Origin of the sequence: Microbacterium sp. bgisy189 (assembly GCF_965345345.1) — a bacterium.
In the GTDB taxonomy this organism is placed as follows: domain Bacteria; phylum Actinomycetota; class Actinomycetes; order Actinomycetales; family Microbacteriaceae; genus Microbacterium.
Window position 1 is genome coordinate 145,498 of sequence record NZ_CBDRMZ010000006.1, and the last position, 17,818, is coordinate 163,315.

Here is a 17,818-nt window from a genome sequence, read left to right on the forward strand (position 1 = left end):
CCGGTCCGTTCGGGTCGGACCGGCTCCGCTGAAAGCCGTGGCTTACGGAAGGGTGCAGCCGGGTCCCGACTCCGAATCCTCCTCGGCGCCGTCGGAGACCGTGATGCAGAAGTTGTCGATCGAGTCGCCGGATGGAGTGATCGTGTAGGTGTCAGCGGCGAGGTTGGCAAAGTCGTCGGTCGCAGGCGCGTACTCATCGTCCTGAGCGAAGGCTGCTGCAGCCTGGCTGGCCGCGTTGGCGGCGACAGCGTCCTGCGCCGTCTGCTCCGCCTGGCCCTGCAGGCCGAGGAAGACGGGAATCGCGACCGCGGCGAGGATGCCGAGGATGACGACGACGACGATGAGCTCGATGAGCGAGAAGCCGGCGTCGCCGTTCTCCTCGCGACGGGCCTTGACGGCGTCCATGTAGTTACGGAAAGTGGCGCGCATGTGTGCAGCTCCTTGGGGAGGAATGGATGGGTTCAGCGCACGACGAAGCAGCGTCTCGGGTGATGTGTCCGGGGGGACCTTGGTCGGGTAACCGCTCGACGTGAACCAGGTCCGACGTTCCGCGTGAGGCACGGTCTGCCGGTCCGTCACCAATAATGAGAGACCTCTCATCTTGTTGTCAATGAGAATCTTGAGATTGGTGTGATAAAAGATCTCTTTCCCTGCCGACAACCGCGGAATTCCGGGGAATCTGGACCCCGAGAATTCTGCTCCGCAGGCTTCGGTGCACGCTCGATCTGCACATGAGAGGTCTCATGAAGTCGCTCCAAGACGTCGTCGACGCCCACGTCGTGCGCGCTGTCGACCGCGGCATCCCGTTCGTCATCGCGGGCCTCCTGGAGGGCGCCGACGACGTACACGTCGGCGCGGCGGGACGAGCGTCGACCCGGGCGACCCCGACGAACCCCGCACCAGGCCGCCCGCTCGGCGCATCACGTCGCGGATGCTGCTGCATCACACCGCCGGCTTCGGTTACGACATGTTCGACGAGCGCGTCGCCGCACGTGCCCGCGCCCGGCCCACGTCGAGCACTCCCCTGCGCGACAGCCTGCGCACCCCGTTGCTGCACGATCCCGGCGAGCGCTGGACGTACGGCACGTCGACCGACTGGCTTCGGCCCACGCCCGCTTCGCCACGCTGCACCGACGGACGGGTGACGGCAGCATCCGCGCGACGCCGCCACCGGCGATCGGCGACCCGGAACTCGACATGGGCGGGCAAGGCCTGTTCGGCACGGTCGCCGATGTCCTGCGTCTGCTGCAGGTCTGGTCGGGCGACGGCAACGGCACCCACGGTCGCGTCCTCACCGCCGAGACAGTCCGGCGCGCACGCAGCGACCCCGGCATCCCGATGCGCCCACTCGAATCGGCGATTCCTGCACTCACGCATCGCGCGGAGTTCTTTCCCGGAATCCCCACATCGTGGGCGACGACGTTCCTGCGCGTCGAGGCCGACGTGCCCGGCAGGCGTCGCGCCGGGTCGGTCTCATGGGCCGGCTTGGGCAACGTGCACTACTGGATCGACCCGGCATCCGGCATCGCGGGCGTCTGGGCCACGCAGCTGCTGCCCTTCTTCGACCGCGCAGCGAACGAGGCGTTCGAGTCGTTCGAACGCGCCGTGTACCGGGTGCTGACGGACGAATACCGAACCTGAGTTCAAGGCGTCTCAGTGGTTGCGAAGCGAACGGATGAGCTCTTGCTTGCGCTGCTTCGAGTAGCCCGTGAGGCCCAGTTCCTTCGCACGCTTCCTGAGTTCGGGCACCGTCCAGTCGTCGTAGCTGCCGGCTTCCCCTCCCTTGCGGCCGATGTCTGAGCGCCCCGACTTCGTGCCGCCCGTCGCATTCGAGATGCGAGCTGCCTTCTCCTTGGAGGCGCCGTCCTTCCGCAACTCCTCATACAGCTCCGGATCCTTCAGTGACGCGTTCTGTCCACGTGGCATCGTGATCTCCCTTCGGTCCTCACTCAACGCTGCGCATGTCGCCATGGCAAGGCGGTTGACAACCTGCACACTGGCGCGCCCCCTACAGTCCCTTGCCGCCTGTGACAGGGATGACAGCGCCCGACACGTATGAGGCATCACCGGATGCGAGGTAGACGTACGCGCCGGCGAGCTCAGCGGGTTGACCCGCGCGGCCGAGTGGCGTGTCCTGCCCGAAGGAGGCCAACCGCTCGGCATCCCATCCCGTGGCAGGGATCAGCGGCGTCCAGATCGGGCCGGGTGCCACAGCATTGACGCGGATGCCGCGTGCACCGAGATCCTGCGCGAGCGCCTTCACGAACGCGACCTGCGCGGCCTTCGTCATCGCATAGTCGATCAACCCGGGCGACGGATTGAACGCCTGAATCGACGACGTGACGATGATCGACGCGCCCGGGTTCAGATGCGGGATCGCCGCACGAGCGGTGAACATCATGGCAGAGAGGTTGGTGCGGAACACGCGGTCCATCTCCTCGGTCTCAAGCCGCTCCAGACCATCGCGATCCTTCTGATACGCGGCGTTCAAGACCAGGATGTCGAGGCCGCCGAAGGCGGTGACCGTGGCGTCGACGATCGAATCGGCGAAAGCCTCTTCACGAATGTCGCCGGCAAGTGAAACGCCGCGACGGCCGGCATCGTTCACCTGCTCGAGCGTCGCATCGGCATCCGCCTGTTCTTCGGGCAGATGCGCAATGGCGACATCGGCTCCTTCGCGCGCGAATGCGATCGCGACGGCTCGCCCGATACCCGAGTCGCCGCCCGTGATGAGGGCGCGCCGGTCTGCGAGGCGCCCACTCCCGCGGTACGAATCCTCACCGTGGTCCGGCGTGGGCCGGGTGCTCCCGGTGAGTCCCGGTTGCTGCTGTGTCTGCTCGGGGAACCCTCCGTCATGGTGACTCTTGCGCGGATCGTGCTTCGAATCGGGCATCACGTCTCCTCAGGTGATCGCGTCACGGCAGACGATACGGACTTGAGGGCGGGGAAGAGACGGGGTTGACAAACCGGTCCTACCCCGACGGTGCGCATCCCTCGCGAGGGAACAACCTGACAGTGGGCGGCTCCCCCACCGTGAACCATCAGTCCGCGTGCTCGGGCGGCCAGACGACCGCGAACCGCTCGAAGACGATCTCGTCAGACTCCGACCACACTGCGCCGCGCGCCGCCGCGGTGCGCTCCCAGTAGCGACGATGCTCCCGCTGCCACGACGCGAGGGTCCCGTCATCCTCCCCCTCGTCCGCGGCGAAGGCCACGTCGGCGGATGCGAACGGGCCGATACGCAGCTCCACGCTGCGGATGACAACGCGCGGCGCCCCGCTGCTGTCGCACGCGATCCAATGCGACCCGACGCGCGGCACCTCGTCCCCGCGCGCGATGAAGTCGGCGACCAGCTCGGCGGTGGCCCGCTTGCGCCCCGACGTCACGGCATCGAGGAGTTCATCCGCCAGTCGCGGCGAGTCGCCGAAATGCTCGACGCTGTACTCACGCGACGCGGCGACGGCGTCAGGATGCGCCCGCCGGTAGTCGTCCCACATCCGATCCGCCGCCGCGATGTCGAGGGGCATGGCCGCAGATGAGAGCGCAGGAGATGTCACTCCACCAATCCTGCCGTGCCACAGCGGTCGCCATCCACCTCCCACGCTGCTACCTCCACGGTCAAGCCGCGTCAACCCCGTGGGCATGGGACGTTCGCGCGACTAGCGTCGACCGCACCCATCTCGAAGGAGCGATGATGACCGCCATGAATCCGCAACCGCCCCTCGTCCCGCCGACCGGCGACGAGCCCGTCGAAGAGCCGACAACCACGGACCCCGACATCGTCATCGACGACGAAGACGATGACGGCGTGCGACTCGATCCCGACGTCAACGACGACCTCGTCGACAGCGCTGAGGCCGATCGCCTCGCGACTGGTGCAGAAGATCAGGACTGATCTCGAGCCCTCTGCCGCCGCGACGCACACCACGTGACGGTCTTCACGACCGACCCGGCGCCGCTGGGCGAAGATGCCGTCGCGCGGCGGGCTTCGTCGGTGAGGTATCGGTATCCGAACGTCGGGTCGTCGTGATGCGCGTCATGCAGCGCGTTGATGGCTCTTCCCAGATGAGGGTGTAGGTCGGCCGGGCGCGTCGGTCCGCAGATAGACGCCGAGATCTCCCGACGATGGAGGTTCCTACGCCATCCATCCGAAAGACCTCGACGTGACCGACGCCCCACCGCCGGCCGGCTTCGGCCGCCCTGACCTGACCGCCTTCGCGTCTTATCCCAATCGGCTCTGATCGGGTCTGCTGATCCTCTCGACGAGAACGCAGCGACATCACAGCCACCCAACCCCGACCGTCCGCGAAGCCGGGACACGTCACATGGCCTGTGCTGCGGTCGCGCTGAGTGTGTCGTCCAGGGGCGACGCGGGAGCGTCGCCGCGACGTGCTGAGAGGTGGTTCCAGTCGAGCACTAGCACACCGGCTACAGGCATTGCGATAGGTCAAGAACGGCGTCGCTCCCTACGCAGGAGGGAGCGCAGAGTCTCGGCGTTCGCGTAGCCGACCCGTAGCGCGATCTCGGCGGAGGTGAGGTCCGTGGTTGCTGAGAGGTGCCGAGCTCGTTCGATGCGAAGCCGTTGGACGAAGCCGAGCGGAGTGAGGTTGAGCGCCGCACGGATTCGACGTTCGAGGGTGCGCCGGCTGGTGCCGAGCGACTGCGCGACGAAGGTGACGTTGAACGGTTCGTCCAGGCGGGCGCGCACGAAGCGTTCGAACTCAACGACGATCGGGTCCTCGTGCCGGAGATGTTCGTAGGCGACGAAGGCCGCCTGCGACGGGCGCTCGTCGATGATGAGGAGCTTGGCGACATGTTGGGCCAGGTCGGGGCTGATCGATCGCACGAGTGAGAGCGCGAGGTCGATGTGGGCGAACGCGGCACCGGCGGTGACGAGGTTCCCGTCGACCACGACCATGGTGTCGAGATCGAGGGCGACGGTCGGATAGCGCTTCAGGAACTCCGGCCCCAGGAACCAGCTGGTCGTCGCGCGCCGATGATGCATCCGTCCGGTCTCGGCGACAGCGAACACGCCGGTGCACGCCGCGGCGATCCGGGTGGTCGCCTCGTCGAGGCGCCCGAGCGAGGCGATGACCGAACGAGCATCTCGGCTCTGGAGGACGTCGTTGGTAGCGGCGGCCGTCAGGGTCCCAAGCGCAGGGACGACGACCACGTCGAACTCTCCGGACTCCGACAGCGGGTGGTCCACCGACAGGGTCATCGATGCCGTCGTCGTCACTCGCCGTTTCGGTCCGAGGATGGCGAGTTCGATCGGGTCGATCCGCGAGTCGACATCGCCGCGGGCACCGTCGGCCACCCGCACGATGTCGATGATCGACGCGATAGCCGAACCGAAGCAGCCGTCGATCGCGATCAGTCCGATACGCATGACGCAAACAATAGCAATACTGCCGTATACGCCACTCCCCACCGGCCCTCGCTCGTCATACGCTGAACTCGCTTCACCAAGAAACCTCGACACCTAGGAGAGTCCCTCATGTCCACACGCGCATCACTTCCGTATGCCTTCGTCGCCAAGATCGTCGCGGCCGATGGACAGCACGACGCGCTCGCCGATCTGCTCGCCGGCGCTGTCGCACTCGCCAACGAAGAAGTAGGAACGATTGTCTGGTTCGCGGTCAGGACCCACGCCGACACCTTCTGGATCTTCGATGCATTCCCCGACGAGGCCGCTCGCGACGCCCACGCCAACGGCGCCATCGTCGCAGCCCTGATGGCCAACCAGCACCTCCTCAGCGCAGCACCCGAGATCCTGGCGGCCGACGTCCTCGCGTCCAAGCTCCCGTAGTCCGCCAACGCACGAGACGATCGCGCCCCGCCGAGCCGTCGCCAGGTCGCGACGCAACGCCATGCTGCGTTGCCCAGCGGTGCGAGGCCTATCGGCACACGGACAGGATGCCGGCCGCCAGCGCTCAGCCGGCGAGGGGGTCCGTCGCAGAGGAGAGCGACGTCAGTGTCGGGCAGAGCCGTGAGGCCAGCGCATCGCGCGACCACCAGAACCGAACAGCCTGTCGGAATCGAACCGACGACCTCATCACGTCGACTTTACGTCTACCGCTTGATGCGCCCACTGGGCGAACGAGCCGCTGACCCGGCGTCCCCAAGGTGCTCACCGAGCTCACACCCTGGGCCGGACCCTGAAGAAGCGAGCCGCTGACGTGCTCGCCTACTTCGAACGACCCGGCACCAGCAACGGGCCGACCGAGGCGGTCAACGGACGGCTCGAACACCTGCGCGGCTCCGCACTCGGGTTCCGCAACCTGACCAACTAACCGGGACGGTTGCCTTCCTCGACGTCGGCTTGACGGAGCCAGTTCTGCAACGATCGCGCCGGCGCTCCTACTGGTTCGAGAACGCCGCATCGAAGGATTCGGTGGGGCGCGTCCAGAGCTTCGACCGCACGAACGTCACGGCTTCTGCGGCGCCGTGAAGTCGGTCCATGCCAGCGTCCTCCCACTCGATCGAGATCGGGCCGGTGTAGCCGATCGCGTCCAGGGCGCGGAAGGAGTCCTCCCAGGGCACGTCGCCATGCCCGGTCGAGACGAAGTCCCATCCGCGGCGGGGATCACCCCACGGTAGGTGCGAGCCCAGCACCCCGGCGCGGCCGTTGCGCGGCCGCATCCGGGTGTCCTTGCAGTCCACGTGGTAGATCCGGTCTTGGAAGTCCCAGATGAATCCGACGGGGTCGATGTTCTGCCACATCATGTGCGACGGATCCCAGTTGAACCCGAACGCCTCCCGGTGCCCGATCGCTTCCAGCGCTCGTACGCTGGACCAGTAGTCGTACGCGATCTCACTCGGGTGCACCTCGTGGGCGAACCGCACCCCCTCCGCGTCGAACACGTCGAGGATCGGGTTCCACCTGTCTGCGAAGTCCTCGAAGCCGGCCTCGATGACCTCTGCCGGCACCGGCGGGAACATCGCCAGGTACGGCCAGATCGACGAACCAGTGAACCCGACGACAGTGTCTATGCCAAGCTTTCTCGCCACGCGCGCGGACCGCTTCATGTCCTCGGCGGCGCGCTGCCGCACTCCTTCCGCGTCGCCGTCGCCCCACACGTAGCCGCGGAGAATCGCCTGGTGGCGGAAGTCGATCGGTGCATCGCACACCGCTTGACCGGCGAGGTGGTTCGAGATCGCGAACACTTTCAGCCCGTGACGCTCCAGGATTTCCAGCCGCGACGCGGCGTACGCGTCGTCCTCGTCGGCGCGCTGGAGATCCAGATGATCGCCGGATGCCGCGATCTCCAGTCCGTCGTATCCCCACGCTGCCGCCAGCCGGGCGACCTCCTCGAACGGCAGATCCGCCCACTGTCCCGTGAACAGGGTTACCGGGTGCGCGGAGCCCGTCACGATGCGCTCGATTCCGAATCGCGTTCTGCAGCCACATCGATCCAGCCGCCGGACTGAGCGGAGGCTATCACCGCGTCCGTGAGGCGGGCGGCGCGAGCACCGTCGGCAAAGGTCGGGAGGGCGTCGACGGCCTTCCCCTCGATGGTGCGATGAACGTCGCGCATGAAGAGGCTGAAGCAATCCTGGTAGCCCTGCGGATGGCCCGAGGGGACTGTCACGTATGAGGAGGCGACGTCCGCGGTGAGCGTCTCATACCCCTTCGGGAGCAGGACCACCTCGTTGGTGGAGCCGACCCACAGCTCGCTCGGGTTCTCCTGGTCGAACGTGTAGCTGTGGTCGGCGCCGTCCACCGACAGCCAGAGACGGTTCTTGCGTCCGGGGCTGGCCTGGGAGATCGCGACCGTGCCGTTGGCGCCGCGGTCGGTCTGGAACATCATCGTCGTGCCGTCTTCTGTGGAGACGGGCACGTCGCGTCCGTTCGATGTACGGGTGTCGTGCAGCCGGGACTGATGTGCGAGCAGGCGGACGATGCGATGCCCTGTCACGAACTCGAACAAGTCGCACCAGTGGACGCCAATATCGGCGAAGGCCCGCGACTCCCCGTCCTCTACCCGCCAGTTGTATGCGGACTGATCCGACAGCCAGTCCTGCAGGTAGTGCCCGTGAGCGAGCCAGATCCGCTCGCCTGAGGCGGCGATGCGCGCCCTCGCCTCACGGACGGTCGGGTAGAACCTATAGACGAAGGGCACCGCGTGGACCACGTCGGCGGCCTCGGCCGCCTTCTCCAGGCGCAGTGCGTCGTCCCCCGTCGTGGCCAACGGCTTCTCGCACACGACGTGCTTGCCGGCTGCAATGGCTGCGAAGGCGAGTTCCACGTGCTGGGAGTTAGGCGTGCAGATGTGGACGATGTCGACGTCTGGGTGGCGCACCAGTTCGGTGGGGGTGAGCGCGAGGGGGACGTTCGCCGCCGCCGCCGCGGACCGGGTATGCTCGACGTCCCGGCCGGCGTAGGCGACCACCTCACCCCCCGCCGAGCGCACTGCGCGGGTGTGGACGCCACCCATGAAGCCGGTTCCGATGATGCCGCTCTTGAGCGGCCGGGGAGCCATCACTTCTTCCTCGACAGGGCGACGGCCGCGATGATGATGGCGCCGCGCACGACCTGCTGCTGCGCCACATCCAGACCCGCCAGGATCAGGCCGTTGTTGACCAGGCCCATGAACAGTGAGCCGAACAGGGTTCCGATGATGGCACCCCGTCCGCCAAACAGGCTGGTTCCGCCGAGGATAACGGCGGCGATGACGGTGAGCTCGTCACCCTGTCCCCACTGGAACCGCCCTGACTCCAGCCGGCCGGCATAGAGCATTCCGGCAACCGCGGCCGCGATTCCGGAGATCAGGAGCACGGTGAACTTGATGCGGGCTGTGTTGATTCCGGTGTACGCCGCGGCGGTGGGGTTTCCGCCGGTGGCGAGCACCTTCCGGCCGAAGCCGGTCCGGTTCATCACGAGCCACCCGACGGCGACCGCAACGACTGTCCAGACGAGCAGACCGGGAACCGGGCCGAAGTCGCCGCCACCGAAGATCAGCACGTACAGACGGTCGCTGATCGGCTGCGGCGCGGACGCTGTGATCCACTGCGCGACACCCGCAGCAAGGCCGAGCATGCCGAGAGTGACAAGGAACGACGGGATCTTCAGAAGCGCCACGAGTCCGCCGTTGACCGCTCCGATCGCGGCTCCGGCGAGCAGGCCGGCGATGATGCCGGGCACCAGACCGAACTGGGCGGTCGTCATGGCGGTGACCACTGACGCGAGCCCTGCCACAGAACCGACGCTCAGGTCGATCTCCGCGGTCGCGATCACAAATGTCATCGCGACCGCCATGATCGAGATCGTTGCGGTCTGCCGCACGATGTTGAGCATGTTGTTCGGCGAGAGGAAGCCGTCGTTGCCCAGGAAGATGGCGAACAGGATGAGCACCACCGCGAAGGCGATGTAGATGATGTTGCTCCGCCAGTCCAGGTGGGTCAGGGCGCGGGAGACAAGGGATGGCCGTGTGGCCGTTGCAGGGCTGCTCATGCTGCCTCTCCTTGGATAATGAGTTGAAGCTGTTCTTCGCTCTCGACGTCGGCGCGGACGAGTTCGCGGTAGGACCGTCCCTGACGGATGACGACGATGCGGTCGGCGACCGCGAGAAGTTCGGGTAGTTCGGATGAGATGAACAGGACAGCGTTGCCCTGTGAGGCGAAGTCCCGCACGATGTCGAGGATCTCCGTCTTGGTTCCAATGTCCACGCCGGCCGTAGGCTCGTCCATGACCAGGATGCGCGGGTCGGTGTTGACCCATTTGGCCACGACCACCTTCTGCTGGTTGCCGCCCGAGAGCCGATTGACGGGCGCGTAAGGATCGGCGACTTTCACAGCGAAGCGGGCGACCAGCAGGTCGGTGAGCTCGCGCACTTTCCGAGGGGATAGGAGCGCTCCAGACTTCACCCGGTGAAGGACGGGCAGCGTGAGGTTGTCGGACACCGAGTGCTCGAGAACCAGTCCCTGATCGCGTCGGTCTTCGGGGATCAGGGCCACGCCGGCGCCCTGGGCAGCGAGAGGGTCGGGAAAGCGGACCGGTTTCCCATCGATGCTCAGCGACCCCTGGGTAGGCCGATCCAATCCCGCAACCACGCGTGCGAACTCGGTGCGTCCGCTCCCCATCAGGCCGGCAAGACCCACGATCTCGCCCGCGCGGATGGTCAGGCTCACGGATTCGAGGACGCTGCTGCTGGCGATGTCGTTGGCTTCCAGCAGGACCGGGGCGGCGGGGTCCACGCCTCGGTCCCGGTACACGAGTTCGGACGCGAGCCGGCGGCCGATGATGGCCTCGATGATCTCAGCGGCAGTTCGTTCCGCCACCGGAGAGGCGAGTACGACCCGACCATCGCGGAGTACGGTGATGCGGTCGGCCACGCGGCGGATCTCGTCCATCCGGTGAGAGATGTAGACGATGGCGATCCCGCGACTCTTCAAGGTGTGGATCAGCTCGAAGAGGTTCTCCACCTCGTGCTTGGCGAGACTGGCTGTCGGCTCGTCCATGACGAGGACGTTGGCGTTCTTTGCCAGCGCCTTCGCGATCTCGACCAGCTGCCAGTACGCGGTGCCGAGGTCCTCCACACGGACGCTGGGGTCAATGCGGACGCCGAGCTCGTCGAAGAGCTCCTTCGTTGTCCGCTCGGCAGCGCGGTCGTCGATCAGTCCCCCGACACCCTTGATCTCACGGTTGAGGAAGATGTTCTGAGCCACCGTCATCGAGGGGATGAGGCTGAACTCCTGGAAGACCATGCCGATGCCCGCTCGCTCCGCGTCGGCAGTGCTGCGGATATCGACGGGCTCGCCATCGACCTCGATGGTGCCCGAGGTGATGGGATGCACGCCCTGCAGCACCTTCATGAGCGTCGACTTCCCGGCGCCGTTCTCGCCGGCGAGGGCATGCACCTCCCCCGCAACGATGTCCATATCCACGGACTTCAGCACCTCGACCGGACCAAAGTTCTTGACGATCTGGCGCATACGGACCGCCGGGGCGACGGGGAGCACTTCCCCCATCCCAGGGGCTTTAGGCGACGACATCGGGCACCTTGACCCACTGGCCTGTGCGGCCGGACTCCAGGATCGCCTCATCGACGAGCGCGGTCTGGTAGCCGTCAGCGAAGTTGGGCTCGACAGTGCCGCCTTCGACCACGGCCTTCAAGAAGTCATGCGCCTCGATGATCTTCGTCTCGCCGTAGCCGACCCCCAGCGCCGGGATGGGCCAGAGCGAATCGCCGTAGGGCGTGTTCGGACCGGAGTACACCGTGCGGAAGCCGCGGCGGTCGGCGGGGTCGTTCTTGAAGGCCACCTGCAGCTCATCACGGTTCTCGTAGTTGAAGAAGAGGGAGCCTTCGGTTCCGTGGATCTCGAACGTGATGAAGTTGTTGCGCCCCCACGCGTTGCGCGTGGCTTCGATCGAACCCACCGCGCCGTTGCGGAAGCGGATCAGCGACATCGCCTCGTCATCGACATCGACTGCGCCGCGGGGTCCGTCGGCCTTCATGGAACCGCCCAGGGAGTCGAACCCGCTGGACTGCAACGGGCGGTCGGTGATGAACGTGGAAACCAGCGACGTGACCTCGGAGATGTCCCCGACGAGGTAGCGGGCGAGATCCACGACATGGGAGCCGATATCCCCGACGGCACCGGAGCCGGCGATGTCCTTCTGGAACCGCCAGCTCAGCGGGGAGTTCGGGTCGGCGCTCCAGTCCTGCAGGTATGTTCCTCGGAAGTTGAGGATCTCGCCGATGGCGCCCTCCTCGATGTACTTCTTGGCGAGCGCAACCGCCGGAGTGCGACGGTAGTTGAAGGCGACCGCGGTGACCACGCCTGCCTTCTTCGCCGCCTCATACATGCGACCTGCCTCTTCGGCCGTGGGGGCGAGCGGCTTCTCGCAGATGATGTGCTTGCCGGCCTCGGCCGCTGCGATGGCGATCTCGGCGTGCAGGTTGTTGGGGGTCGCGATGTCGATCACGTCGATGGACGGATCCTCGATGACATCGCGCCACGACGATGATGACGACTCCCACGAGTATCGCTCGGCAGCCGAGCGGGCGAGCTCATCGGTGACGTCGACGACGACCTTTTTCACCGGACGGGCAGGGGCAGGCCAGAAGAACATCGGCATCGCCGCGTAGGCGAGAGAGTGCGCCTTGCCCATGAATCCGCCGCCGATCATGGCGATGTTGAGGTCTTGCATGATTTCCTTTCGAGCGCGGGGTCCCGCGCGGTTGGGGGGCCTTGTGCCGGGTGGAGCCGATGTGTCGACTCCACCCGGGTGGTTTGGGGTCAGTCGACGTACGCGTCCGACACCGATGCGGGCGGATCAGTGTGGTACACGGTCTTCCACGCCTCGAGGACGTTGTCGTGGTCGACAGGCAGGGAGCTGAGAGCGACGTACGCGGGGACTTCCTGGCCCAGCATGCTCAACGCGGCGAGGTCTGCCTCGGCGACGCCCTGGTCGTAGGGTAGCTGAGCGCCCAGTCCGACGATCATCTGATTCTTGGCCAGTGCGATGGCGACGTTCGTGCCCAGATCCTCCGTGGCGATCTTGATGTCGGTGCGACCGGTCTCCCGGGCCGCAGCCATAACGCCCTCGGCTGGGACATCCCAGACGGCCCAGATGCCATCTAGGTCGGCGTTCTTGGTGAGCATCGCGTTGGCGACCCCTTGCGCGTCACCGGCGAAGTCCGGACCGGCGATCCCCTGCTCCTGGACGATCTCGATGTCCGGGAACTCCCCGGTGATGGTGTCCTTGAACCCCTCGTACCGCTGCTTCGTCACGAAGAAGTCGGCTTCGTGGTAGATGATGCCGATCTTGCCCTCGCCACCCAGCGAACGGGCGAGCAGGTATGCCGAAGTGACCCCGTTGCCGTAGTTGTCCGCTGACACCATGGAGACGTAGTCGGTCCCGGCCTGGAACCCGTCGGGAACGTTGTCCATGAACACCAGCTTCACGCCCTGGTCTGCGGCCTTCCGGTAGGCAGCGGCGGTGGCAACCGGGTCCGTGGGGATCGAGACGATGATGTCGGGGTTCTGCGTAAGGACGGTCTCGATCTGCGAGACCTGCGTTGCCGGGTCGAAGTCGGCGTCGGTGGTCGCGATGACCTCGATGCCGAGCCGTTCGAACTCGGCGTTCAGTCCGGCGATCTGCGCGTTAGCCCAGTCGTTGCCGCCGTAGTGCATCACGATCGCCGCCGTCAGCCCGAGGTCAGCGATCTCCGCCGCCTGCTCATCGGTCACCTTCGTGGCATCGACCGACTGCGGCTCCTCGCCATTCGGGCCGGTGCTGAGCACCTGGCCGGTGATGTCTGCCAGCGCGGCGTCGATCTCGGCTGCGATCTCCGGGTCGACCTCGGACGTGGTCTGCTCGCCGGCGGGGGTGCAGCCGGCCAGGGCGACAAGACCGATCGCGGCGGTCAGCGCGATTGCTACTCGAAATTTCATCTCTCATACTCCTTTGGATGGGACGGGGTGGGGTCAGTCGGGTTGGTGGATGTTGAGGAACTGCCGGCTGCGCTCCGCGGCCGCGGCCTGATCTCCCGGATAACCGTCCAGTTCGACGGTGATCCAGTCGTCGTATCCGACGAGTGCAACGGCGTCGATGATGCGGCGGAGGTCCAGATCGCCCGCCCCGAGCGGCAGGAACGCGTTGCTCGACAAGTCGACGTCTTTGAGGTGGACGTACTTCAGGCGCGCCGCGTAGCGGGTGATGAAGTCGACAGGGTCGCCGCCGCCGGCGGCGATATGCGCGACGTCGGCGCACACACCGATCGAGGTCGCCGTGAATAGAGCGTCGATCTGCTCGGGTGACTGCGCCAGGCTCCCCAGATGCGGGTGGTAGCTGACGATGAGCCCGGCCGCCTCCGCGCGCTCGGCGACCGTGTCGAGAAATGCGCCCGCCACCTCGAAGTCCGCAGCCCGCCGGCCGCTGGAGCGCACAGCCCCGCCGCCCAGAACGTAGTGGCGCGCGCCCGCAGCCGCAGCGAGGCGAATCGACCGATCGAAGCGCGCCAGCTCGTCCTCGTGCGCGTCGGGGTAGATCAGGTGACCGCCGCTGTACACCCCCGCCACCTCGAGCCCGGCGGCCTCCACGGCCCCCACAAAGTCGCTCATCGAGTCCTCGAACGGCAGCAGATTGCCGTCGAACAGCTCAACGCCGGTATAGCCGGCCGACGCGATCGCACGCAAGGTCTCACGAACGTCTCCGGGCGTCTCGTAGAACCCCGAGCCGACATCGGTGACGGCGCCAGCAGTCCCGACGACTCCTCCCCACGCGTTCGCCTCGTACGCAAGCTTCACCATTCTTACCTCTCTGTAAGCCCCGGCTCGCTACCATCGCAGGTTCCGTGATCGGTCACGGAAGGGGTTGGGCATCATCGTGACCGATCACGGAGGTATTTGTCAAGACCCCAGTTTGCTTTTCAAATTCCTCCGCGTGCTAGTGTTCGTTGCCTCAGGTTGGATGGCATCGCGACGATGCGAGTGCCTCGCTGCGCGACGCTGCGAAGCCGGTGATGCGAGAAGGCCGCGGGCGCCGCTGTATGGGCCGGAGTTGGTGATCAGGAAGCACGACTCCCCGAGGACGCCGCATCAGCGCGCCTGCATCGCGAAGAAGCCCGCGACCGCCAAACCCGCCCTCAGCAACACCTGTCCTGGCGGCGACTACCTTCAGCCGCGGTGTGCGCGTGCCGCGCTATGGCGGGGCACGAGCACCGGCCTGCTCGGCGCGCGGTCCACGTCGCGGCCTTCGATGGCACCGAGCAGCACCTCGATGCTCGCGTGAGCCAGAGCAGTGAAATCCTGCCGCACCGTCGTGAGCGGCGGCAGGAAGAACTCCGAACCCTCCACATCGTCGTACCCCACGACGCTCACATCTTCGGGAACGCGAATCCCGGATTCCGACAAGGCGCGGATGAGCCCGAGCGCGGTGTGGTCACTGGCGGCGAAGACGGCGCTGGGAACCGTCCCCTCCTCGACCAGCCGGAGACCCGTCCGGTAGGCCCATGCCGCACTCCAATCTCCTTCTAGGCACAATCCGGGTGCAAGGCCGGCATCACGCAGCGCACTCTTCCAACCGCGTTTGCGTACACGGCCATCGAACCAGTCCATGGACCCGGCGAAGTGCGCAATATCCGTATGACCCAGATCGATGAGGTGCTGGGTGGCCATCCGCGCACCCAGCTCCTGGTCCTCCGAGTAGGTGAAGAGATTCGGCGTCGAGGAGGCGCCGGCAGCGATCATCTCGACCGGAACATTGATCGCCGCCTTCAGAACTTCGGCAGCCGTGGAGAGCAGCGGCGCGATGACGATGATGCCGTCGACCCCGATCTCGTCGAGAATGTCCAGCGCCTTCGGAACCGAAGTACTGTAGGGCTCCTCGGCGGTGACCACCGTCGTGAAATAGCCCTTCTGCGTCGCGACCTTCTCCAGAGCCATGAGAGTCCCCACCGGTCCGAACCGAGGTGACCCGTCGGCGAGGATGCCTATGGCGGTCGACCGGCGCGTGGACAGCGCGGTGGCCGTCCTGCTACGGCGGTACCCGAGATCGCTGATGATCTGCTGGATCCGCTCACGCGTGGCGTCACTGACATCCGGGGCGTTGTTCAGCACCCTCGAAACGGTCTGGTAGGAAACACCGGCAACCTGGGCGACGTCGGTGATGTTCGGCCTGCGCGGCCGCGACGGAGACGCAGATGTCATCTTTGTATCCTTTCGTCTCGCTGGCGCTTCCACTTCACGCCCTTCCTCCTGCCACCTGCCGAGCTGCCCTGCGACTGCTGCACGGATAGCCGACAGGGTGTCGTCACGCGGCGCATGCGACGGTCGTGTTCATGATGGACGTGAACGCGATGGGGGTCAAACGCCCGAGTGAAGCGCCCTGAGTCTGGTGGAGACTCGCGCTCTTTGATTCCCGCCAGCTCGGTGGTCGTGGTTTGGCCAGCATAGAACGTCTGCTCGAACTCAGCGGCGCAGTGCGCCGAGCAGGGCGATGACCGCGAACGCCGGGATGACGCCCTGCTTGAGCGCGGCGCTGCGCTTGTCAGGGCTGGAGACGAACAGCACGAGTGTGGCCGCGACCATCGATCCGGCTCCGGCGAAGATCAGTGCGGCGCCGACCGCGGTGGATCCGGTGGCTGACAGCACGATGCTGACGCCTGCGACGATCGCCAGGAAGAGGTTGTAGAAGCCCTGATTGAAGGCCATCTCCTTCGTCGCCGCGGCTTCTTGCGCACTCGTGCCGAAGGTGGCGCGCGTGCGAGCCGACGTCCAGGTGATGGACTCCATGACGAAGATGTAGACGTGCAAGCGCGGCTGCTGTCTCGATGACGACCGTAACGTCGTCGGGCCGGATGCGCGGGAGGCCCCGCCCTGTCCCGGGCGTGATCGCACCCTTGAGGAGCGCCGCATCGACTTCTAGAATCCCCGATCGAAAGGAGCGATCCGAGATGGATGGACCAGAACTTCTGGCGGCACGACTTCTCCGGGCGATGGTCGCCGACGACGTCGACGCCGTCAGTCACCTCGTCATCGAGATCGAAGACAGCGGTTACGCCGGCCTGGTGGCGACAAGGCTCGCGCAGTCGTACATCACCGAGATGCTGAAGACAGCGAGACGCGGACCCCTCCTGCGCGCACTCGAAGCGCGAATCCTCGAATTGAGTACCGTCGCCAGCGAGACGAACGAGAGCTCAGCCTGACAGCAGGTCCGCCGAAGACGCGCCTACGGGCGGGCGACCGACACTTCGTCTTTGCCTGCTTCGGCGAGATGGGGAAGCTCGAGAACCGCCAGGCCCGCTCCGACTGCAGGGGCGTAGTTGCCCGAAGCCAGTCCGGTGGGCCGCACGGCGAACGGGCTGCGTACTCCCGCCTGCCGGATCCGGTCGGCCATCTTCTGCATGGACTCGAGGTAGACCTCTTCCATTCCCGCGAACGTGTCTCCGGCCAGGATTATCAGGTCCAGGTCCAGGATGGTGGCCATCGTCGCAGCGGCGGAGGCGATGTAGTCGGCGACCGTCAGAACGTGCTCGACCGCGAACGGGTGCCCGCTCCTCGCCGCAGCGTAGACCAATTCCATGTCCGAGGGAGCGAGCGGGCCGCTCTCGCTGACCCCGATCAGAGGATCGTGCTGCTCCTGGTCATACCTGCGAACCGCCTCGATCACGGCGCGCGGGGAACCGTACAGCTCAAGGCATCCTCTGCTGCCGCAGAAGCAGACCGGCCCGCTCACGTCCATGGAGACGTGGGCGACGGCGCCTGCGAACGAATTGCTCCCGAGCACGAGCTGCCCATCGAGGAAGATTCCCGATCCCACACCGGATTCGCCCATGTAGATGCACGCGAAGTTGCCGGAAGATCGCGTGTCCAGGCTGAGGCCGTACTCGCCCATCGCGACCGCGTTCGCGTCGTTCAGCATGAGCACCGGCAGATTCAGCGTGTTCCCGATGACGGTCGGGACCGAGTCATCGAGCCACTGGTCGGCGTAGGGGCCAGGAGGACGCTCATAGACAGACCGGTCTTGGGGACCCGGGCCGGCTACCCCTACGCCGAGCAGATCATCGCGGTCGATCGAGTGCCGCGCTGTGATCTCCGCCGTCGCGGACGACAGCGTCGAGGCGAGTTCGTCGACCGTGCGGAACGGGCCATCCGGGGTCATCGTGCCGAGAACGCGACCGGCGAAGTCGAGAATGGCCAGCCTCACATGGTGAAGGTCCACCGACACGCCCAGGGCGTAACCATGGTCGCCGCGGATCCTGAGGAGGGTCCGCGGCTTTCCCCCGGTGTTCCCCGAACTTCCCGCCTCCTCGATGAGCCCGTCGAGGAGGAGAGACCGGGCGATGTTGGTCATCGCCGCGACGGTGAG

The 17,818-nt window shown here is 66.2% G+C and carries 19 protein-coding genes, 1 tRNA gene and 2 pseudogenes; 6 read left to right on the top strand and 16 right to left on the bottom strand.

The window, feature by feature from the left end:
- Positions 1-42: 42 nt before the first annotated feature.
- Positions 43-429: a type II secretion system protein gene (locus ACSF8R_RS09715; RefSeq protein ID WP_434811683.1), complete on the bottom strand. Its 387-nt coding sequence runs from the start codon at positions 427-429 to the stop codon at positions 43-45.
- A 283-nt stretch (positions 430-712) separates the two neighbouring features.
- On the opposite strand from ACSF8R_RS09715, the pseudogene ACSF8R_RS09720 reads away from it, so the two are divergent.
- Together ACSF8R_RS09720 and ACSF8R_RS09725 are read left to right on the top strand one after the other, a co-directional pair.
- Positions 713-1,084 (top strand): annotated as a pseudogene (locus ACSF8R_RS09720) (serine hydrolase); the annotation flags it as partial.
- 113 nt (positions 1,085-1,197) lie between these two features.
- Positions 1,198-1,641, top strand: coding sequence for a hypothetical protein (locus ACSF8R_RS09725; RefSeq protein WP_434811684.1), 444 nt, complete (start codon positions 1,198-1,200; stop codon positions 1,639-1,641).
- Positions 1,642-1,653: 12 nt separating this feature from the next.
- On the opposite strand, the gene ACSF8R_RS09730 is transcribed toward ACSF8R_RS09725, so the two are convergent.
- The 3 genes from ACSF8R_RS09730 to ACSF8R_RS09740 all read right to left on the bottom strand — a co-directional run bounded on the left by ACSF8R_RS09730 (position 1,654) and on the right by ACSF8R_RS09740 (position 3,527).
- Positions 1,654-1,926 (bottom strand): DUF7218 family protein, encoded by a 273-nt coding sequence (locus ACSF8R_RS09730; protein ID WP_434811685.1) that lies wholly within the window; start codon positions 1,924-1,926, stop codon positions 1,654-1,656.
- An 82-nt stretch (positions 1,927-2,008) separates the two neighbouring features.
- Positions 2,009-2,893, bottom strand: coding sequence for an SDR family oxidoreductase (locus tag ACSF8R_RS09735; protein ID WP_434811686.1), 885 nt, complete (start codon positions 2,891-2,893; stop codon positions 2,009-2,011).
- 148 nt (positions 2,894-3,041) lie between these two features.
- Positions 3,042-3,527 carry an ASCH domain-containing protein gene (locus ACSF8R_RS09740; protein ID WP_434811687.1) on the bottom strand — a complete coding sequence of 162 codons (486 nt, stop codon included), beginning with the start codon at positions 3,525-3,527 and terminating at the stop codon, positions 3,042-3,044.
- Between the two features lie 167 nt (positions 3,528-3,694).
- Between ACSF8R_RS09740 and ACSF8R_RS09745 the strand changes: the two genes are divergently transcribed.
- Positions 3,695-3,895, top strand: coding sequence for a hypothetical protein (locus ACSF8R_RS09745; RefSeq protein ID WP_434811688.1), 201 nt, complete (start codon positions 3,695-3,697; stop codon positions 3,893-3,895).
- 552 nt (positions 3,896-4,447) lie between these two features.
- On the opposite strand, the gene ACSF8R_RS09750 is transcribed toward ACSF8R_RS09745, so the two are convergent.
- The gene (locus ACSF8R_RS09750; RefSeq protein WP_434811689.1) at positions 4,448-5,389 is read right to left on the bottom strand and encodes a GlxA family transcriptional regulator; all 942 of its coding nucleotides are present in this window, start codon (positions 5,387-5,389) and stop codon (positions 4,448-4,450) included.
- A 108-nt stretch (positions 5,390-5,497) separates the two neighbouring features.
- Here ACSF8R_RS09750 and ACSF8R_RS09755 point away from each other — a divergent pair, with 108 nt between their 5' ends.
- Positions 5,498-5,809 carry a putative quinol monooxygenase gene (locus ACSF8R_RS09755; RefSeq protein WP_200116581.1) on the top strand — a complete coding sequence of 104 codons (312 nt, stop codon included), beginning with the start codon at positions 5,498-5,500 and terminating at the stop codon, positions 5,807-5,809.
- 214 nt (positions 5,810-6,023) lie between these two features.
- Here the strand turns inward: ACSF8R_RS09755 and ACSF8R_RS09760 are convergent.
- A tRNA-OTHER gene (locus ACSF8R_RS09760) sits at positions 6,024-6,108 on the bottom strand.
- Positions 6,109-6,114: 6 nt separating this feature from the next.
- Between ACSF8R_RS09760 and ACSF8R_RS09765 the strand changes: the two are divergent.
- Positions 6,115-6,290: pseudogene (locus tag ACSF8R_RS09765) on the top strand (transposase); the annotation flags it as partial.
- Positions 6,291-6,360: 70 nt separating this feature from the next.
- Here the strand turns inward: ACSF8R_RS09765 and ACSF8R_RS09770 are convergent.
- From ACSF8R_RS09770 to ACSF8R_RS09810, 9 genes are all read right to left on the bottom strand, one after another.
- Entirely contained in the window at positions 6,361-7,374 is a 1,014-nt protein-coding gene (locus ACSF8R_RS09770) for a sugar phosphate isomerase/epimerase family protein (RefSeq protein WP_434811690.1), read from the bottom strand.
- Positions 7,371-8,483: a Gfo/Idh/MocA family protein gene (locus ACSF8R_RS09775; RefSeq protein ID WP_434811691.1), complete on the bottom strand. Its 1,113-nt coding sequence runs from the start codon at positions 8,481-8,483 to the stop codon at positions 7,371-7,373. Before ACSF8R_RS09775 ends, ACSF8R_RS09770 begins: the two co-directional genes overlap by 4 nt.
- Positions 8,483-9,454, bottom strand: a complete 972-nt coding sequence (locus ACSF8R_RS09780) for an ABC transporter permease (RefSeq protein ID WP_434811692.1) — start codon at positions 9,452-9,454, stop codon at positions 8,483-8,485. Before ACSF8R_RS09780 ends, ACSF8R_RS09775 begins: the two co-directional genes overlap by 1 nt.
- Positions 9,451-10,962, bottom strand: a complete 1,512-nt coding sequence (locus ACSF8R_RS09785) for a sugar ABC transporter ATP-binding protein (protein WP_434811693.1) — start codon at positions 10,960-10,962, stop codon at positions 9,451-9,453. The genes ACSF8R_RS09780 and ACSF8R_RS09785 overlap by 4 nt, the downstream gene beginning before the upstream one ends.
- 19 nt (positions 10,963-10,981) lie before the next feature.
- Positions 10,982-12,154, bottom strand: a complete 1,173-nt coding sequence (locus ACSF8R_RS09790) for a Gfo/Idh/MocA family protein (protein WP_434811694.1) — start codon at positions 12,152-12,154, stop codon at positions 10,982-10,984.
- An 89-nt stretch (positions 12,155-12,243) separates the two neighbouring features.
- Positions 12,244-13,401, bottom strand: coding sequence for a substrate-binding domain-containing protein (locus tag ACSF8R_RS09795; protein ID WP_434811695.1), 1,158 nt, complete (start codon positions 13,399-13,401; stop codon positions 12,244-12,246).
- A 33-nt stretch (positions 13,402-13,434) separates the two neighbouring features.
- Complete coding sequence (locus ACSF8R_RS09800; RefSeq protein WP_434811696.1) at positions 13,435-14,259, bottom strand: sugar phosphate isomerase/epimerase family protein; 825 nt, start codon at positions 14,257-14,259, stop codon at positions 13,435-13,437.
- A gap of 366 nt (positions 14,260-14,625) precedes the next feature.
- Positions 14,626-15,657, bottom strand: coding sequence for a LacI family DNA-binding transcriptional regulator (locus ACSF8R_RS09805; RefSeq protein WP_434811710.1), 1,032 nt, complete (start codon positions 15,655-15,657; stop codon positions 14,626-14,628).
- A gap of 261 nt (positions 15,658-15,918) precedes the next feature.
- Positions 15,919-16,263 carry a DUF1304 domain-containing protein gene (locus ACSF8R_RS09810; protein WP_434811697.1) on the bottom strand — a complete coding sequence of 115 codons (345 nt, stop codon included), beginning with the start codon at positions 16,261-16,263 and terminating at the stop codon, positions 15,919-15,921.
- Between the two features lie 140 nt (positions 16,264-16,403).
- Between ACSF8R_RS09810 and ACSF8R_RS09815 the strand changes: the two genes are divergently transcribed.
- Complete coding sequence (locus tag ACSF8R_RS09815; RefSeq protein ID WP_434811698.1) at positions 16,404-16,655, top strand: hypothetical protein; 252 nt, start codon at positions 16,404-16,406, stop codon at positions 16,653-16,655.
- A gap of 23 nt (positions 16,656-16,678) precedes the next feature.
- Here ACSF8R_RS09815 and ACSF8R_RS09820 read toward each other — a convergent pair whose 3' ends face one another.
- Positions 16,679-17,803 carry an ROK family protein gene (locus ACSF8R_RS09820; RefSeq protein ID WP_434811699.1) on the bottom strand — a complete coding sequence of 375 codons (1,125 nt, stop codon included), beginning with the start codon at positions 17,801-17,803 and terminating at the stop codon, positions 16,679-16,681.
- Positions 17,804-17,818: the final 15 nt, after the last annotated feature.

Coding starts and splice junctions, on each gene's coding strand:
- ACSF8R_RS09715 (WP_434811683.1), bottom strand. CDS start 429: ATGCGCGCCACTTTCCGTAACTACATGGACGCCGTCAAGGCCCGTCGC.
- ACSF8R_RS09725 (WP_434811684.1), top strand. CDS start 1,198: ATGGGCGGGCAAGGCCTGTTCGGCACGGTCGCCGATGTCCTGCGTCTG.
- ACSF8R_RS09730 (WP_434811685.1), bottom strand. CDS start 1,926: ATGCCACGTGGACAGAACGCGTCACTGAAGGATCCGGAGCTGTATGAG.
- ACSF8R_RS09735 (WP_434811686.1), bottom strand. CDS start 2,893: ATGCCCGATTCGAAGCACGATCCGCGCAAGAGTCACCATGACGGAGGG.
- ACSF8R_RS09740 (WP_434811687.1), bottom strand. CDS start 3,527: ATGCCCCTCGACATCGCGGCGGCGGATCGGATGTGGGACGACTACCGG.
- ACSF8R_RS09745 (WP_434811688.1), top strand. CDS start 3,695: ATGACCGCCATGAATCCGCAACCGCCCCTCGTCCCGCCGACCGGCGAC.
- ACSF8R_RS09750 (WP_434811689.1), bottom strand. CDS start 5,389: ATGCGTATCGGACTGATCGCGATCGACGGCTGCTTCGGTTCGGCTATC.
- ACSF8R_RS09755 (WP_200116581.1), top strand. CDS start 5,498: ATGTCCACACGCGCATCACTTCCGTATGCCTTCGTCGCCAAGATCGTC.
- ACSF8R_RS09775 (WP_434811691.1), bottom strand. CDS start 8,483: ATGGCTCCCCGGCCGCTCAAGAGCGGCATCATCGGAACCGGCTTCATG.
- ACSF8R_RS09780 (WP_434811692.1), bottom strand. CDS start 9,454: ATGAGCAGCCCTGCAACGGCCACACGGCCATCCCTTGTCTCCCGCGCC.
- ACSF8R_RS09790 (WP_434811694.1), bottom strand. CDS start 12,154: ATGCAAGACCTCAACATCGCCATGATCGGCGGCGGATTCATGGGCAAG.
- ACSF8R_RS09795 (WP_434811695.1), bottom strand. CDS start 13,401: ATGAAATTTCGAGTAGCAATCGCGCTGACCGCCGCGATCGGTCTTGTC.
- ACSF8R_RS09800 (WP_434811696.1), bottom strand. CDS start 14,259: ATGGTGAAGCTTGCGTACGAGGCGAACGCGTGGGGAGGAGTCGTCGGG.
- ACSF8R_RS09805 (WP_434811710.1), bottom strand. CDS start 15,657: ATGACATCTGCGTCTCCGTCGCGGCCGCGCAGGCCGAACATCACCGAC.
- ACSF8R_RS09815 (WP_434811698.1), top strand. CDS start 16,404: ATGGATGGACCAGAACTTCTGGCGGCACGACTTCTCCGGGCGATGGTC.
- ACSF8R_RS09820 (WP_434811699.1), bottom strand. CDS start 17,803: ATGACCAACATCGCCCGGTCTCTCCTCCTCGACGGGCTCATCGAGGAG.